At 40.4% G+C, this 17,358-nt stretch carries 18 protein-coding genes; 14 read left to right on the top strand and 4 right to left on the bottom strand.

What is annotated here, in order from left to right; translation table 11 throughout:
* The first annotated feature begins 161 nt into the window (after nt 1–161).
* Both AACU95_RS04665 and AACU95_RS04660 read left to right on the top strand, forming a co-directional pair.
* The gene (locus tag AACU95_RS04665; RefSeq protein ID WP_004246134.1) at nt 162–1,811 is read left to right on the top strand and encodes a Na+/H+ antiporter; all 1,650 of its coding nucleotides are present in this window, start codon (nt 162–164) and stop codon (nt 1,809–1,811) included.
* 2 nt (nt 1,812–1,813) lie between these two features.
* Nucleotides 1,814–2,686, top strand: coding sequence for a carboxylate/amino acid/amine transporter (locus tag AACU95_RS04660; protein ID WP_004246133.1), 873 nt, complete (start codon nt 1,814–1,816; stop codon nt 2,684–2,686).
* On the opposite strand, the gene metR is transcribed toward AACU95_RS04660, so the two are convergent.
* Nucleotides 2,601–3,554: an HTH-type transcriptional regulator MetR gene (gene metR, locus AACU95_RS04655; RefSeq protein WP_161737188.1), complete on the bottom strand. Its 954-nt coding sequence runs from the start codon at nt 3,552–3,554 to the stop codon at nt 2,601–2,603. The two genes, AACU95_RS04660 and metR, sit on opposite strands and share 86 nt — an antisense overlap.
* Nucleotides 3,555–3,661: 107 nt before the next feature.
* Here metR and metE point away from each other — a divergent pair, with 107 nt between their 5' ends.
* Together metE and AACU95_RS04645 are read left to right on the top strand one after the other, a co-directional pair.
* On the top strand, nt 3,662–5,935 hold the full coding sequence (metE, locus tag AACU95_RS04650) for a 5-methyltetrahydropteroyltriglutamate--homocysteine S-methyltransferase (protein WP_074561898.1): 2,274 nt from the start codon (nt 3,662–3,664) through the stop codon (nt 5,933–5,935).
* Between the two features lie 168 nt (nt 5,936–6,103).
* On the top strand, nt 6,104–6,931 hold the full coding sequence (locus AACU95_RS04645; protein ID WP_004246130.1) for a hypothetical protein: 828 nt from the start codon (nt 6,104–6,106) through the stop codon (nt 6,929–6,931).
* Between the two features lie 104 nt (nt 6,932–7,035).
* Here AACU95_RS04645 and AACU95_RS04640 read toward each other — a convergent pair whose 3' ends face one another.
* A complete protein-coding gene (locus tag AACU95_RS04640; protein ID WP_004249529.1) occupies nt 7,036–7,428 on the bottom strand; it encodes a YidB family protein in 393 nt (130 codons plus the stop codon).
* Between the two features lie 342 nt (nt 7,429–7,770).
* Between AACU95_RS04640 and udp the strand changes: the two genes are divergently transcribed.
* The 10 genes from udp to tatC all read left to right on the top strand — a co-directional run bounded on the left by udp (nt 7,771) and on the right by tatC (nt 16,338).
* Nucleotides 7,771–8,529, top strand: coding sequence for a uridine phosphorylase (udp, locus tag AACU95_RS04635; protein WP_004246127.1), 759 nt, complete (start codon nt 7,771–7,773; stop codon nt 8,527–8,529).
* Between the two features lie 149 nt (nt 8,530–8,678).
* Nucleotides 8,679–9,461 carry a tyrosine-protein phosphatase gene (locus tag AACU95_RS04630; protein WP_004249528.1) on the top strand — a complete coding sequence of 261 codons (783 nt, stop codon included), beginning with the start codon at nt 8,679–8,681 and terminating at the stop codon, nt 9,459–9,461.
* Between the two features lie 71 nt (nt 9,462–9,532).
* A complete protein-coding gene (locus tag AACU95_RS04625; RefSeq protein WP_004246124.1) occupies nt 9,533–10,063 on the top strand; it encodes a DedA family protein in 531 nt (176 codons plus the stop codon).
* A gap of 102 nt (nt 10,064–10,165) precedes the next feature.
* Nucleotides 10,166–11,506: a DNA recombination protein RmuC gene (rmuC, locus tag AACU95_RS04620; RefSeq protein WP_004246122.1), complete on the top strand. Its 1,341-nt coding sequence runs from the start codon at nt 10,166–10,168 to the stop codon at nt 11,504–11,506.
* 81 nt (nt 11,507–11,587) lie between these two features.
* The gene (gene ubiE, locus AACU95_RS04615) at nt 11,588–12,343 is read left to right on the top strand and encodes a bifunctional demethylmenaquinone methyltransferase/2-methoxy-6-polyprenyl-1,4-benzoquinol methylase UbiE (protein WP_004246121.1); all 756 of its coding nucleotides are present in this window, start codon (nt 11,588–11,590) and stop codon (nt 12,341–12,343) included.
* A 1-nt stretch (nt 12,344) separates the two neighbouring features.
* A complete protein-coding gene (locus tag AACU95_RS04610) occupies nt 12,345–12,986 on the top strand; it encodes a ubiquinone biosynthesis accessory factor UbiJ (protein WP_004246120.1) in 642 nt (213 codons plus the stop codon).
* A complete protein-coding gene (gene ubiB, locus AACU95_RS04605) occupies nt 12,986–14,623 on the top strand; it encodes a ubiquinone biosynthesis regulatory protein kinase UbiB (protein ID WP_004246119.1) in 1,638 nt (545 codons plus the stop codon). The genes AACU95_RS04610 and ubiB overlap by 1 nt, the downstream gene beginning before the upstream one ends.
* 125 nt (nt 14,624–14,748) lie before the next feature.
* Entirely contained in the window at nt 14,749–15,015 is a 267-nt protein-coding gene (gene tatA / locus AACU95_RS04600; protein ID WP_004246118.1) for a Sec-independent protein translocase subunit TatA, read from the top strand.
* Nucleotides 15,016–15,018: 3 nt separating this feature from the next.
* The gene (gene tatB, locus AACU95_RS04595) at nt 15,019–15,549 is read left to right on the top strand and encodes a Sec-independent protein translocase protein TatB (protein WP_012368788.1); all 531 of its coding nucleotides are present in this window, start codon (nt 15,019–15,021) and stop codon (nt 15,547–15,549) included.
* 3 nt (nt 15,550–15,552) lie between these two features.
* Nucleotides 15,553–16,338, top strand: a complete 786-nt coding sequence (tatC, locus tag AACU95_RS04590) for a Sec-independent protein translocase subunit TatC (RefSeq protein ID WP_004246116.1) — start codon at nt 15,553–15,555, stop codon at nt 16,336–16,338.
* Between the two features lie 62 nt (nt 16,339–16,400).
* Here tatC and rfaH read toward each other — a convergent pair whose 3' ends face one another.
* Entirely contained in the window at nt 16,401–16,901 is a 501-nt protein-coding gene (gene rfaH, locus AACU95_RS04585; protein WP_004246114.1) for a transcription/translation regulatory transformer protein RfaH, read from the bottom strand.
* Nucleotides 16,902–17,087: 186 nt separating this feature from the next.
* The coding region (locus AACU95_RS04580; protein WP_161737187.1) for a zinc ribbon domain-containing protein at nt 17,088–17,358 on the bottom strand (271 nt) is incomplete at its 5' end.

The following is a 17,358-nucleotide window of genomic DNA, read 5'->3' as shown; positions in this document are numbered from 1 at the left end:
ATTCTTCATTAGTCGATGTGGGTTCAGTTTAAAATAGGAAAGGTAAAGATAGGCATGGTAGATAAACTTTTATGATGCGTTTCTTTATCATTCAGCAAGGGTTCTTTTCATATCAGGAAAGATGGCAGATTCTTAGATAAAAATAAGCATGTAAGGGTAGCATGGAAATTTTCTTTACTATTTTAATTTTAATATTGGTAGTTTCTGTTTCAGGTGTCATTACCAAAGTTATTCCTTTTCGCATTCCATTACCATTAATCCAGATTGTGATCGGGGCACTTTTGGCTTGGCCTCAGTTTGGTTTACATGTCACCTTTGATCCTGAACTCTTCTTAGTTTTACTGATCCCTCCTTTACTTTTTGTTGATGGATGGAAAACCCCCACACGTGAATTTATCCAAAATGGTCGAGAGATCTTTATCCTTGTGCTGGTTTTGGTAATGGTGACAGTAGTAGGTATTGGTTACCTTATTTACTGGATAATGCCTAGTATTCCACTTATTTCTGCGTTCGCGCTCGCCGCGGTTCTCTCGCCAACTGATGCGGTGGCATTATCCTCGATTGTCGGTAAGGGGCGAATACCGAAGCGGATCATGGGGGTTTTAGAAGGCGAAGCCTTAATGAATGATGCTTCGGGTCTGGTGGCGCTAAAATTTGCCGTTGCTGTGGCTATGGGCACGATGATATTTACCGTGGGTGGCGCAACCTTTGAGTTTTTTAAAGTGGCAATAGGCGGTTTATTAGCGGGTATTGCGGTAACGTTAGTCTATAGTAAATCACTGCGATTGATGAGCCGTTGGAGTGGTGATGATCCTGCCACTCAAATTGTCTTTATGTTGCTGTTGCCTTTTGCTTCTTATTTGATTGCTGAACATATTGGTTTTTCTGGGATCCTTGCTGCCGTGGCCGCAGGTATGACTATCAGTAAATCAGGTGTGATCCGCAATGCACCATTGGCGATGCGCTTGCGTGCAGATAGTGTCTGGTCAATGTTAGAGTTTGTCTTTAACGGACTGGTCTTTATTATGCTGGGTTTACAGCTTCCTGTTATTTGGACAAGCTCGGTTATTCAAGCTGATCTCGATCCTGAAGTTGAAGTATGGATGCTGTTTGCCGCCGTCTTTGTTATCTATTTTGCGTTACTGATTTTACGTTTTACATGGTTATGGCTAATGAAGAAAATCAGCCATCTCTTTATGAAAAAACATCCCCTTGATTTCGCCACTTATACGACGAGAGAATTATGGCTATCTTCTTTTGCCGGGGTTCGTGGTGCTATCACCTTAGCCGGTGCGCTCTCTATACCGCTATTTTTAACTGATGGCAGTACTTTCCCTGGGCGCTACCAGATAATCTTTATTGCGGCAGGGGTGATCCTGTTATCCATTTTGGTCGGTATTATTTCATTACCTTTCTTACTAAAAGGGATTAAAGCTACCGATAAAGAAGCGGATAAAAATGAAGTACGTTATGCCAAGAAAGTCATGGCAGAAGTCGCTATTGTTAGCCTCAATAAGATGGAAGAGCGTTTAGCTGCAAGTACAGAAGAGCAACTTGATGCGGAAGAAATTAATGAAGTAGCTTCTCGAGTTGCCGGTTATTTAAGACGACGTACCGCGGATCAGGACGAGATGATGCACAATATGTTGGTGGAAGATCTGGAAAGACGTTTTCGCCTAACGGCATTGCGTGCAGAGCGTGGTGAGCTTTATCACTTACGTGCAACGCGTAAAATTAGTAACGAAACACTACAACTTTTGCTTCATGAATTAGATTTAATGGAAGCGCTGTTAGTTGAGAAAGACAGTTAATTATGTGGCTACTGGTTATTACAACGTTGTTATGGGCGGCTTCTTTTAGTCTGATTGGTGAATATCTCGCAGGTCAGGTTGATAGTTGGATCTCAGTATTGATTAGAGTGGTGTTAGCTGCCATCGTCTTTTTGCCTTTCCTACGTTGGAAAGGCATTCGCCTTAAAGTGATTTTATTGTATATGGGAGTAGGCGCATGCCAATTGGGTATTATGTACCTGTTTGTGTTCCACGCTTATAACTATTTAACCGTAGCTGAGTTTTTACTCTTTACTGTATTAACACCACTTTATGTCACCTTAATTTATGATCTACTTGAAAGACAACGTTTACGTTGGGGCTATGCCTTTAGCGCACTACTGGCGGTATTAGGGGCGGCCATTATTCGTTATGATCATCTTAGTGATGACTTCTGGCTGGGATTATTATTGGTTCAGTTAGCCAATATTTTCTTCGCCATAGGACAGGTAGGCTATAAACGATTAATGGAAATGCATCCACTTCCTCAACATCACGCATTCTCTTGGTTTTATATCGGGGCGGTGGTGGTTGTGTTAGTCGGCTCGTTATGTTTTGCCGATTGGCAAAAAATGCCAACCACATCGTTACAGTGGGGGGTATTGCTTTGGTTAGGTATTGGCGCTTCTGGAATAGGCTATTTTATGTGGAACTATGGGGCGACACAGGTAGATGCTGGAACCCTTGCGATTATGAATAATATGATGGTTCCAGCGGGATTATTAGTGAACTTCTCTATTTGGCAACAGCATCCTAATTGGCCAAGTTTCATCATAGGCGCGAGCCTGATTGTTGCATCACTTTGGTTCCATCGGCGTTGGATACACCAACCTGTTTTACAAAAGGCAGATGATTAACGGCATGTTGACCTGCTAAGCGTATAAACTCTCGTATTGCCGGTTGATGTTGCTCACCTGTACGGTTAGCTGCATATAACCGGCTCCATAATCCTTCTCCTAAGGTCTTTGTGACCACTAATCCTTGTTTTTCAAAATTCTCTACGGCCCAGTGCGGCAGTGCCGCTATACCCATTCCAGCTGCCACCATTTGAATAAGAAGTAAGGTGTTATCTACATGTTTAAAATGTGGTGTGATCCCTGCGGGCTGTAAAAAATGACGCCAAATATCAAAACGCTCTCTTTGGACGGGATAGATAAACAGTGTTTCTGAGATCAAATCTTGTGGTTGAATATGTAAGCGATTAGCCAGCGGGTGATCCGGAGATAACACAAGCTTAACTTCATAATCAAACAACGCGGTATAGTGCAGGCGTTGGTTATCCAAGATATCAGAAGTGAGTACGACATCTAATTCTCGTTGTAATAAAGCCGGTTGTGGATCAAAAGTGACACCTGAATGGAAGTCGACATTCACATCCGGCCATGTTTGGCGATATTGCTGTAATGCGGGTGTTAACCATTGAATACAGCTATGGCATTCAATAGCAATATTTAAATGAGCATTACCCGGCTCATTACACTCTTCTATCGCTCGGCGCACAATGGGTAGGACTTCTTGCGCTAATCTTAATAACACTTCGCCTTGTGGTGTAAATCGTAGTGGTTGGCTTTTACGGACAAAAATACGATAACCAAGACGATGCTCTAATTCACTAAACTGGTGAGAGAGCGCGGATTGTGTTTGATGTAACTGATTTGCCGCATTGGCAAGAGAGCCTGTTTTCTTAAGTGCCAATATCGTTTTTAAGTGTTTTATTTCTATCATGAGAAACCTTCAGGTTGTGAATGAAAAATTTGCGCTTGTGGTTTATACACTACCTGTAGATTATGGATGTGTAAACATCTAGACGGCTAAAAACAGGATTTTTTATTATGACAATTCGCAATCACACATTAGGTTTCCCACGTATTGGCTTAAATAGAGAGCTAAAAAAGGCACAAGAGAGCTATTGGGCTGGTAATATTTCTCAGGCAGAACTTCTGGCAGTTGGTAAAGAATTACGCGCTCGTCATTGGCAACAGCAAGCTAATGCAGGAGTCGAATTATTACCCGTTGGCGATTTTGCTTGGTACGACCAAGTCTTGGGTACTAGTCTCCTATTAGGCAATATACCGCCACGCCATCGTAATGAAGATGGTCGCCTAGATCTTGATACTCTATTTCGAGTGGCGAGAGGTAGAGCACCAACGGGTAAACCTGCGGCCGCCTCAGAAATGACAAAATGGTTTAATACTAACTATCACTATATCGTGCCAGAATTTCAGCAAGGACAATCATTTACACTGGCGTGGCAACAGCTACTGGATGAAGTCGATGAGGCTTTAGCATTAGGCCATAATGTGAAACCGGTACTTTTGGGGCCGATCACCTACTTATGGTTAGGAAAAGTTAAAGGACCTGAGTTTGATAGATTGTCACTGTTAGACGCTATTTTACCTGTTTATCAGCAAGTGTTGAGTCAGTTACAGCAAAAAGGTATCGAATGGGTACAAATTGATGAGCCTGCACTGGTACTTGATTTACCCATTGAGTGGCAAAATGCTTATCAAGTTGCTTATCAAGCATTGACTGGACAGGTTAAACTATTATTGACTACCTATTTTGATGGTATTACTCATCATCTTGATATTATTAAAAACTTACCGGTAAATGGACTACATATTGATCTATGTGCAGGACAGGACGCATTGCAAACCCTACACCAAGCATTGCCTAAAGACTGGGTGTTATCGTTAGGGGTCATTAATGGTCGCAACGTCTGGAAAGCGGATCTAACTACCCGTTATCAACAAGTAGTTGCATTAAAAGGTAAGCGTCCATTATGGATTGGCACATCATGCTCTTTGTTGCATAGTCCAATTGATTTAAGTGCGGAGACTAAGCTTGATGATGAAGTGAAAAGCTGGTTTGCCTTTGCGGTGCAAAAATGTGCAGAAGTGGCGTTACTCGCAAAAGCATTAAATGCACCAGAAGGTGAATATGACGAACAACTTGCCCAATACAGTGCCCCCATTCGTCAACGTGAACACTCTAGTCGTGTACATAATGCAAAAGTGGCCGCACGCTTGCAGGCGATTAATGCACAAGACAGTGAAAGAACATCGCCTTATCAACAACGAGCTAAAGTGCAACGCGCTCGGTTTAATCTCCCTCTGTGGCCAACGACAACCATAGGTTCATTCCCACAAACTACCGAGATCCGCACAGTACGTTTAGACTTTAAAAAAGGGCGTATTGATACCACTGCTTATCGCACTAATATTAGCGAGCATATTAAGCAAGCCATAGATGAACAAGAGCGCTTAGGGCTTGATGTGTTGGTTCATGGTGAAGCTGAGCGTAATGACATGGTTGAATATTTTGGCGAGCATTTTGAAGGTTATGTCTTTACTCAAAATGGCTGGGTACAAAGCTACGGCTCCCGCTGCGTAAAACCGCCGGTGATCATTGGTGATATTAGCCGTCCTGCACCGATTACGGTAGATTGGGCAACTTATGCTCAATCATTAACCGATAAGCCAGTTAAGGGTATGTTAACTGGGCCGGTGACTATTTTATGTTGGTCTTTCCCGCGTGAGGATGTCAGCCGTGAAACTATCGCTAAACAAATTGCGTTAGCGTTACGTGATGAGGTGGATGATTTACAAAAAGCCGGTATCGGTATTATTCAGATAGATGAGCCTGCATTACGCGAAGGGTTACCGTTACGTCGTGATGAGTGGCAAGCATACCTAGATTGGGCTGTTGATGCCTTTAAGCTCAGTGCAGCTATCGCTGATGATGAGACACAAATTCATACACATATGTGTTATTGCGAGTTTAATGACATTATGGAGGCGATTGCTGCATTGGATGCGGATGTGATCACCATTGAAACATCACGCTCAGATATGGAGTTATTAGAAGCCTTTGAACATTTTGATTATCCAAATGAAATTGGTCCTGGGGTATACGATATTCATTCGCCTAATGTACCGAATGTAGAATGGATTGTTGGATTGTTAAGAAAAGCGCAATCGCGTATCCCTGCGGAACGTTTATGGGTAAATCCAGATTGCGGTTTAAAAACGCGGGGGTGGAGTGAAACCCGTGCAGCATTGGCAAATATGGTTGAAGCGGCTAAATATTTACGCCAGAACGTATAATAATATTTAAATAATATATTTTAGTAGCCTGTTATTTTGATGTTATCAATATAATAGGCTATTTTTTTCTTATTAATCAAAAATGTTTATTAATAGGTAAATAAAAATAAGAGATAATCTTATTATTGATATTTTTTAATATTGCTATACTGCACAAAACTTAATTTTATGGATATAGATATTGTGCAAAATGGTATTCACCTGTCAGAAAAAATATTAAATGCATTTCCTACTCGAGCCTTAACATTATCTCCATTAAAAGGGGATGGCGGTTTATTCCGTACCTTATTTTTAGTGATTGCAATGTTAGGGATGACAGTATTTAGTGCTTATCAAATTCCTAATATTGTTTATGATTATCAAATTAGTAAAAACCCCGTATTTATTGATGCCGATGTTGATGGCTCTTGCCGTTCAAAACTATTTGTTTTAACCAATTGTAGTGTTGACTTACGTTATAAAGGTAACGAGGTTTCACGAAATTTTACTTTTCTTGATTTTGGCAATAAAGATATATTGGTTGAGCCAGTAGCAGATGAAAACGATCTGACTAAAATGACCGTCGATGTGGCAATTGATAATATTTGGTTACGCTTAATTAGTGCATTAGTTTTTACTGCATTATTTGCTTTTTGCGTGATCTTTTTCATTTATCGTCAAATGATCAGCAATAAAGTCAAAAAAGCATTGCTTTCAGTAGGCACCAAACCTTTAAAATTAACGGCTATCCCCGCTAAGGTCGTTGTGAGTAATAAACAATTTATTGCTACTTATAAAACCAATGTTGCCGGAAAAGAGACTTCAATTACTTATTCAGGTAATAAGAAAACGCCACCTATTACATTAGAAATGGAAGGCAAAACTTATGTTTTGGCGGTGTACGAGCCACAACAAAATATTCCTTATGTCTTAGATGTTCCTTTAGCTCGAATTCAAGCAACAGAAGAAGAAAAACAACGTTTTCATGAGGCATTAATTGAGGAAGGTATTCTCTAATTACGCTTTAATGCAGTGATGAGAGCGATTGATTATAGAAAGCAAGATGGCTATTGCGCTTGATTGGTTAAGAAACAATAGCGCCATAGCCATCATTCAATTTATTAGCCACCAAAGATTTTTGCTTTAAGTATATCCATACCGGCGCTCATTAAATCTAACTCTTTGGGGATAACACCTTCTGGCGTGAGTTTATCAACCAATTTTGGCAAATATTGTGCTGCCATATCAGAGGCTTCAGCGGTATTCATATTGATCTTTGCCGCCAATTCATTAATCACTGGCGATGAAAAAACTTGTACGATTTGCTCGGCATTAATAGGTAAATTACTGCCTGTGCTAATCCAAGATTGGATCAGTTCACTTAATCCTGCGCTATTAAACTGTTTAACCAAGCCTTCAATTCCCCCTTGGGTTTCTACCCATTCGAGTACTGTTTTGAATTGATTAATTTTCTCACCGCCCAACAGGCTTGCGATTTGGTTAAATAAGCTCATGCTTGCTCCAATAACTATCAACGCATTATTACGTTATATTGAGATGTTAATTTTAAAGGCGAGTAGTGTACGTGAAGTTAGTATCTTCATCTATACTCAAGTGATATTTATCCGACTAAGCAAGAATAGAATGCAGGATTTTATTACGCCAAAGCGATATTGATAATGCCGCCATAGCGTCGCTATTCGACACTGTTATTTGTGATAACTATCACGTTTTTATGAAATTGTTACTTTTTTTATTACCTGACAGGTGACGTCAATCACTAAAAAGGTCTAAAAAACTGATAAAGTAACACTTAATTTAATGAACATTGGTTTTGTCCCATTGAGGAGTCCGATATGTCTGATGTATTTCACTTAGGTTTAACCAAAAATGACCTACAGGGTGCCACTTTAGCAATTGTTCCAGGTGATCCTAAGCGTGTTGAAAAAATTGCCAAATTAATGGATAACCCAGTTCATCTGGCCTCTTTACGTGAGTACACCTCATGGCGTGGTGAAATTGATGGAAAAGCAGTGATCGTTTGTTCTACAGGGATCGGTGGTCCATCAACCTCAATTGCAGTGGAAGAATTAGCACAATTAGGTATTCGTACTTTCTTACGTATTGGTACAACGGGCGCTATTCAAGAGCACATCAATGTTGGTGACATCTTAGTAACCACAGCAGCGGTTCGTTTAGATGGCGCAAGTTTGCACTTTGCACCAATGGAATTCCCTGCAGTGTCTGACTTTGAATGTATGAATGCACTGTATAAAGCGGCTAAAGACAATGGTTCAACGGTTCACGTTGGTGTTACAGCCTCTTCTGATACCTTCTACCCAGGCCAAGAGCGTTACGACACCTATACTGGTCGAGTCGTTCGTCGTTTTAAAGGCTCTATGAAAGAGTGGCAAGAAATGGGTGTGATGAACTATGAAATGGAATCCGCTACATTATTAACCATGTGTGCAAGCCAAGGCTTACGTGCAGGTATGGTTGCAGGCGTTATTGTTAACCGTACCCAACAAGAGATCCCCGATGCTGAATTACTGAAGAAAACTGAAAATAATGCATTAGGTATCGTGATTGAAGCTGCTCGCACTTTAATGAAATAAGTTTTCTAAATGAAATACTAAAGCCTTTAATACATTGGTGTATTAAAGGCTTTTTTTGTGCGGTAATTCATCATGTTAATATGTCAACCGTCATAGATTTCTGTTAAGGTCTTGATGGTCTTAACAATACAACAATGAGAAGAGGCATTATGACTGATATCTTACAAACACATCCTTCGGTGTTGCCTTTAACAGGTGGGATTAACTTTCGTGATCTAGGGGGAAAAAAGCTCAGTAATGGCGGTATTATCAAACCCGGCTTACTCTTTCGCTCCGGTTCACTGGATAGATTAACGGATACCGATCAAGCGCTTCTTATTGATAAAAATCTTTTTCAAATCTTAGACTATCGTGACACAGGTGAAATTGTTGATAAGCCGGATCGAGTATGGGAAGGGGCACAATATTACCATGCTCCAGCTAATCCATTATCGAAAGAAGTGTCAGCTAACCTTGAAAAACTCACCCCAGAAATACTGGAACAGTTTGATGCTAAAGCATTTATGTTTCAGCTATATAAATTACTACCTATTAATAATCCGGCTTATAAACAGTTGGCAACGTTGTTGAAGCAACCAGAAAAAGGCGGTGTCATACAACATTGTGCAGTAGGTAAAGATAGAACGGGGGTGGGCTCTGCTTTAGTTCTATTTGCCTTAGGGGCCTCATTAGATGTGGTGATGGAAGATTACTTACTCACCAATGAAACATTAGCGCCTTTCCGCGCTTATCTTTTAGAAGAGCATGCTAAAACACTGAGTGAAAATGTGGTGAATAAATTTGCGTATGTTTATTCAGTACAAGAAGAGTTCCTGCAAACAGCCCTTGCCAGTATTAATCAACACTATGGCAATATCGATACTTGGCTTGAAAAAGATATTGGCTTGGATGCGCAAAGTAGAGAAAGCTTACAAAACTATTTTCTCGAATAGTGAAGTGATTTATATTCGGTTAAAGATGTTGTGCTTTTTTACTGAAATTAACCGAATTTAAGGTCTCTATTGTGACAGTACAAGACATTATCCATACCATCACTCTGTTTGTAAAAGAGCACGAAATATGGGCTGTGCCTATCGTGTTCTTACTGGCATTTGGTGAGTCACTTGCCTTTATCTCGTTATTAATACCTGCCACTGTAATCCTATTAGGCCTAGGAGCATTAATAGGTGAAAGTGGTCTACTCTTTTGGCCAATTTGGCTTGCTGCCGCCCTAGGCGCTTTTTTTGGTGATTGGATCTCCTATTGGGTGGGTTATCACTATAAAGAAGGGGTAAGAAACTTATGGCCGATTTCTCGCTCACCGCAGACCTTGGTAAGAGGGCATCAATTTTTTAATCGCTGGGGTGTTTGGGGGGTATTTATTGGGCGATTTTTTGGGCCTTTTCGGGCAATAGTGCCTTTAGTTGCGGGTATTTGTGCTATGCCACAACGCTATTTTCAGTTGGCGAATTTGGCTTCTGCGATGATCTGGGCATTTGGTATTCTGGCTCCAGGGGCGTTTGGCCTGCAATGGCTGGCGAAATGGATAGGATAATTGCGTCCTTTATCGCAAATCAGCGTATGATGTAAATTGTTGCTAGACAATGTTACTGATGCGTTTTAACGTAGCCCGCTAGAAAATAAAAAGGTTACTTGAGTGGATATTCAGTTGTTATACGGGATCATTGGTTTATTAGGCGGTGTATTGGTGGGGGGGATCGCCGTTTGGTGGCTTATCCAACAACGCTTAGCCGAAAAAGAAAACCTATTACGTGAAAATTATACTCAGCTTGCGGTTGCACAACAAAAAGCATTGGTGATCCCTTCTTTACAACAACAGATAGCGCATTTAGAGCAAGAGTTACGTGCACAACGTGAAATAATTACTTCTCAAGAGGCCGAATTAAGGGAAGTGACCACGCGTTGGGAAGAGAGCCGAATATCCGCTGAAGAGAAACAGCGTTTACTGCTTAATAGTGAACAACGACTAGCCACTCAGTTTGAAAATCTGGCTAACCGCATTTTTGAGCAAAGTGGACGTAAAGCGCAAGAGCTTAATCGTCAAGGTTTAACCCATCTCCTTTCTCCATTTCGAGAGCAACTAGAGAGTTTTCGTCGGCAGGTACAAGAAGGTTTTGGACAAGAAGCGCGAGAAAGGCATACACTGGTACATGAAATTCGCCAACTGCAACAACTCAATGTCAAAATGGCGCAAGAAGCCGTTAATCTGACTAATGCCTTAAAAGGGGATAATAAAATCCAAGGCAACTGGGGAGAAACGGTATTAGCGCGGATCTTAGAGTCATCTGGTTTACGCGAAGGGCACGAGTTTGAAACTCAAGTCAGTATTCGCCATGAAAATGGCAGTCGTTATCAACCCGATGTGATTGTGCATTTACCGCATCGTCGAGATGTGATTATTGATGCTAAAATGTCGCTGATTGCTTATGAAAGATACTTTAATAGCAGTGATGAGAATGAACAAAAACAAGCGCTGCATGCTCATGTGAACTCTATCAGAGCGCACATTAAAGGCTTAAGTCTCAAAGATTATCATAAGCTACCGGGAGTGACTTCGTTAGACTACGTTTTAATGTTTATACCGATAGAGCCTGCTTACCTCGTTGCTATTGGTCATTCTCCAGATTTATTAGAAGAAGCATTGAAAAATAATATAATGTTGGTTGGGCCATCTACTTTACTTGTTGCTTTGCGTACAATAGCCGCATTGTGGCGTTATGAATACCAAAGCCAAAATGCGCAAGAAATTGCTGATAGAGCGGCTAAAATGTATGACAAATTAAGACTTTTCGTTGATGATATGCAAGGGCTAGGTAATAGCATTCAAAAAGCGCAATCGGGCTATCTATTAGCGATGAAAAAACTCTCTGAAGGTCGTGGAAACCTTATCAGCCAAGCAGAAGGCTTTAAATCCTTAGGGGTTGAGATAAAAAAGACCATTGATAATGATCTGGTTGAAAAATCAGCTTCTGATTGATTTACATAAATAAAAATAGCGGTTTCCGGGCAAGAAATGTACTGAATTTACTAAATTTTGATTAATTAGCGGGCAAATAATATGACTCAACAATCTAAGGAAACAACAGATTTTGGTTTCCAAACCGTTGACAAAGATGAAAAACAAACCATGGTGGCCAAGGTTTTTCACTCTGTTGCATCTAAATACGATTTAATGAATGACTTAATGTCTTTTGGCATCCATCGTGTCTGGAAACGCTATACCATTGAGGCAAGTGGTGTAAGACGTAATCAACGTGTACTTGACTTGGCAGGTGGAACCGGCGATTTAACGGCAAAATTCTCTCGTTTAGTAGGAGAGAATGGTGAAGTGGTTTTAGCTGATATCAATGACTCCATGTTAAAAATGGGACGTGAGAAACTGCGTGATCACGGTATTGTTGGTAATGTCAGTTATGTACAAGCGAATGCAGAAGAGCTGCCATTCCCTGATGATTACTTTGACTGTATCACTATCTCGTTCGGTTTACGTAATGTGACTGATAAAGCCAAAGCGTTACGTTCTATGTTCCGTGTGCTAAAACCCGGTGGACGTCTATTAGTCCTTGAATTCTCTAAACCCGTTCTTGATCCGCTAAGTAAGATTTATGATGCTTACTCTTTCCATATATTACCAAGAATTGGTCAAGTGATTGTGAATGATGCAGATAGCTATCGCTATTTAACAGAATCTATTCGCATGCACCCAGACCAAGAAACATTAAAAGGAATGATGGAAGAAGCTGGGTTTGATCAGGTTTCCTATACCAATATGACTGGAGGTATAGTTGCATTACACAAAGGGTTTAAATTCTAAGATGGAAAAAGCCACTTTTTCTCATGATATTGCTTCTCAAGTGCTCTATCCACTGATAACTGCATCGATGGAAACGGCACTTAATCATGTTTTATATCAGGAAAATGTGCTTAAACCTGCCCGCAATCGCCTTGCGGGCAAAGTCTTGGCGCTTTCTATTAATGAGTTTCCTCAATCTATCTATTTAATTTTCAGCGAACAGCAAGTTGATGTGTTAACTCAATGGAATGATGAGACTGATTGCACGATAAAAACTAAATTATTAACCTTAATTAAACTCACTGACCGACAAAAGTTGTCTGAATTAATTAATCGTGGTGATATTACCATTGAAGGCGATATGCAGGTGGTACAAAACTGGTCTGCCTTGCTGGATATGGCACCCTGGGAGCCTGCGCAATATTTAGCGCCTTATATTGGTGATTTGGCTGCAGAAGGATTATCGCTTGCAGCAAGTAAAGGGCTCAAATTATTCACTACACTATTTGGCCGACAAAAAGCTTATTTAAGAGACGCTTTGATTGAAGAGTGGAAAACCGCCCCCTCAACATTAGAGACTGTCCATTTTTATGATGAAATAGAACAACTGGCACAGCAAACAGCCGAGTTAGAAAAACGGTTAAGCACCTTGGAGAAAAAATAATGCTCCTCAGTGAGTTAAAGCGCCTTTATCATATTATTAAAGTCTTCTTATCTTATGGGCTTGATGAGCTAATTCCTAAACATCGAATTACCTTGCCAGCAAGATTGGGGTGCCGAGCACTATTTTGGATCAAAAATCAGCATGCCGATAAACCATTAGGTGAGCGCTTACGACTTGCATTACAAACATTAGGGCCTGTTTGGATAAAACTGGGTCAAATGTTATCGACTCGACGTGATCTTTTTCCTCCTCATATCGCTGATCAGTTGGCGTTACTGCAAGATAAAGTAGCCCCTTTTGATGGTAAAAAAGCGCGACAATATATTGAAAAATCATTTGGTGGCCCTATCGATAAATGGTTTGATGATTTTGACGAAACACCTCTTGCTTCTGCGTCTATTGCACAAGTCCATACCGCTACATTGAAAGAAAATGGTAAAGAAGTGGTATTAAAGGTGATCCGTCCTGATATTCAGCCTGTTATTAAAGCGGATATTCGTTTGATGTATCGGTTAGCGAATTTATTGCCATTTTTACCCGATGGGCGTCGGTTACGGCCTAAAGAAGTGATCCGCGAATATGAAAAAACATTACTTGATGAGCTAAACCTATTACGTGAAGCGGCAAATGCCATTCAATTGCGTCGTAACTTTGAAAATAGCTCTATGCTTTATATTCCGGAAGTGTATTCGGATTATTGCCATGAAAATGTAATGGTGATGGAGCGTATTTATGGTATTCCTGTTTCAGATATTGATGCGTTAAATGCCCAAAATACCAATATGAAGCTATTGGCAGAGCGTGGGGTTAAAGTCTTTTTTACTCAAGTATTTAGAGACAGTTTTTTCCATGCAGATATGCATCCGGGTAATGTATTTATCAGTTATGATCATCCGGAAAATCCATACTATATTGGTATTGACTGTGGTATTGTCGGCTCACTGAATAAAGAAGATAAACGTTATTTAGCGGAAAACTTCTTAGCATTCTTTAATCGTGACTATCGTCGTGTGGCTGAGTTACACGTTGATTCTGGTTGGGTACCTGCTGATACCAATGTAGAAGATTTTGAGTTTGCTATTCGCACAGTGTGTGAGCCAATCTTTGAAAAACCCTTGTCAGAAATTTCTTTTGGGCATGTGCTACTGAATCTTTTTAATACGGCTCGTCGTTTTAATATGGAAGTACAACCGCAATTGGTTTTACTGCAAAAAACTTTGTTGTATGTTGAAGGCTTAGGTCGTCAGCTTTATCCACAGCTTGATCTTTGGAAAACGGCAAAACCTTTCTTAGAAGATTGGCTACATAGTCAAATTGGTATTACTGCGTTGGTAAATGGTATCAAAAGTAAGGCGCCTTACTGGATTGAAAAGATGCCTGAATTGCCTGAATTGGTTTATGATAGCCTGAAACAACACAAAAATATGAAGTTAACGCTAGAAAAATTGACGGAACAAATAAGTTCACAGAGAGTCAAACAAAGACAGTCCTATTTTTTATTGGGTATGGGAACAACGCTATTTTTATGCGGTAGCCTGTTTTTTGTTTCTGGTTTTAAAACATTATTTAGTGTTTTTATCAGTTTAGGCCTTCTCGCATGGATTTGGGGCTGGTTTAAATCAGGTAATGCACAATAAAAACACATCAAAGTTTGTCTTTGAACAATTTATAATATGAATTCGAGATTCCCGAAAATTGAATTCGATGTATATAATGGGCACTGTTGTAAAGTATAACTCCTAAAATAGTTGAGGAACATAAAATGGGCGGTATTAGCATTTGGCAATTACTCATCATCGCTGTCATCGTAGTCTTATTATTTGGTACTAATAAACTGCGCACTTTAGGCTCAGATTTGGGTGCTTCAGTCAAAGGCTTTAAAAAAGCGATGGGTGACGAAAACCAAAAAGAGACCAACAACGCAGAAAAAACCACGAACGACGCAGATTTTGATACTAAAAATTTAGCGCAGAAGACTTCGACAGAAGAGAAGTCAACCACTGAGAGCAAAAATAAAGAGCAGGTGTAAACCGTGTTTGACATTGGTTTTAGTCAGCTGCTATTGGTCATGGTGATAGGTCTTGTTTTTCTGGGGCCAGAACGATTGCCCGTAGCAGTAAAAACAATTGCTGGCTGGGTAAGGGCATTACGCTCTTTGGCGGCGAATGTGCAAAATGAGCTAACTCAAGAACTAAAACTTCAAGAGCTTCAAGAGAGCCTGAAGAAAGTGGAAGAGAAAGCGAATTTGCAAACATTATCCCCTGAGCTAAAAGCGTCGATGGATGAGTTAAAAGAGGCTGCACAGTCTTTAAAAGAAACTTATCAAGCACCTACAACGCCAGGATCTACAGAGACAGAGCAGTCTGTAAAAACCGACTCTACGGAACCTACGCCTTCTGATTTAGCGGCACTGGCTGAAGCGAATGAAGTGAATGACGATGTTCAACACAGTTCCAAAACGGTAACTGAAAATACAGAACATGTTATTAAGCCAGATGTTCCTGTTACCAAAACAGTAACAGTAGAGAAGAAAACAACTGATCAGGCAAATGGTGAGCACTAAAACATGGCAGTAAATGATACCCAACCGCTGATCAGCCATTTAATAGAACTGCGTAAGCGTCTAATGTACAGCTTAGTTTCAGTTCTAGTGGTTTTTCTGGCTTTGGTTTATTTTTCTAACGATATCTATCAATTAATCTCGGCACCTTTACTTGATAAGTTGCCACAGGGGTCAAATATGAGTGCGACTGATGTTGCCTCAACTTTTTTGACACCGATTAAATTGACTATTATGGTATCCGTTTTTGCTTCTGTTCCTGTGATCCTTTATCAGGTATGGGCTTTTATCGCACCAGCACTGTATAAACATGAACGCCGCTTAATGTTACCGTTACTGGTTTCAAGTACCGTATTATTTTATCTCGGTATGGCGTTTGCGTATTTTGTTGTGTTTCCACTTGCATTTGGTTTCTTTGTGAATACTACCCCTGAAGGGGTTAACTTTATTCCAGATATCAGTAAGTATTTAAGTTTCGTAATGACGCTGTTTATGGCGTTTGGGGCCGCATTTGAAGTTCCTATTGCGATCATCTTGCTGTGTTGGAGTGGTGTCACAACACCTGATGCATTAAAGAAAAAACGTCCTTATATCTTAGTGGGTGCTTTTGTTATTGGCATGGTATTAACGCCACCTGATGTTTTTTCTCAAACATTATTAGCAATACCGATGTATTTATTGTTTGAGATTGGTGTCTTGGTGTCCCGTTTTTATGTCAATAATGGCAGAAGAAAAACACCAGAAGAAGAAGCTGAAGAGGCTGAGGCGCAAGCAACAGAACAGCAGAAATAATTTTAGGAAGTGAGTTTTCTAAAAACATAATTTATTAACCCAGCTAAGGCTGGGTTAACTTTTTAGAAAGGCTCTTTTTTAAACTCTTTATTATCAACGGATTTTTTCACTTCATTATTTAATATTTTTAATAGCAAAATAGAGCGAGTTTCGCCGTCTGGCTCTTGGTATATCGCTTTGATCCCCTGAAAAACACCTTCCGTAATTAATACATAATCACCACTATGCGGCACATTTTCTTCACTGTAGATAACTGAAGACGGTGTCGGCGATTGTAAGGTATCTATAACCTCTTGTGGCACTGTGACAGGATAGCGTCCAAAGCGCACAAAGGCATTAACACCACGGGTAGAATTTATCGTAGTGGTATGAATGACCTCTGGATCAAATTGAATAAATAGATAATTCGGGAACAAAGGCTCGGTGACCAAAGTTCTTTTATTTCTTATTAACTTTTCTATTGTCACCATCGGCGTAAAGCAGATCACCTGCTGACGTTCTAAGTGTTCGATCGCCCGAGCGATTTGTCCGCGTTTACAATACAGAAGGTGCCAGTTTTTCATAATAGAGACAAAGGGTTAGTTGATTCTAATTAGGAGGATAATAGCAAATTTATGATAAAGGTAACAGTCATCTGTCGGTAAATGTAACAAGTGAAATGCAATTTTATACTAGAAAATGATCACTGAAACCGTGTTCAGACGCATTGACATCCTCCACGCCCTAAAGGACGTGGATCCCTACTGCGTTCAGACTGATGTCTGAATCACCTCGGCGGGTTCCTGCTTCGACGGGCGGTCTGACTGCCCCCTCCCTCCACAGGCAAGCACGGCATGTCCTGCCGCTAAAATGTTACGTGCCCCGTTGATATCAGCATTCGCTGTATATCCACATTCAAGGCACTCGAATTGACTTTGTGACTGGCGGTTTTCCTTTGCTGTATGTCCACAGCAAGCACACTTCTGACTGGTGTAGGCAGGGGGTATTGCCAGTACCTGACCACCTCGCCAGAGCTGCTTG

This window comes from Proteus sp. G4415, from assembly GCF_963896075.1.
Classification (GTDB): Bacteria; Pseudomonadota; Gammaproteobacteria; order Enterobacterales; family Enterobacteriaceae; genus Proteus; species Proteus mirabilis.
This window is presented reverse-complemented; position numbering and strand designations above follow the sequence as displayed.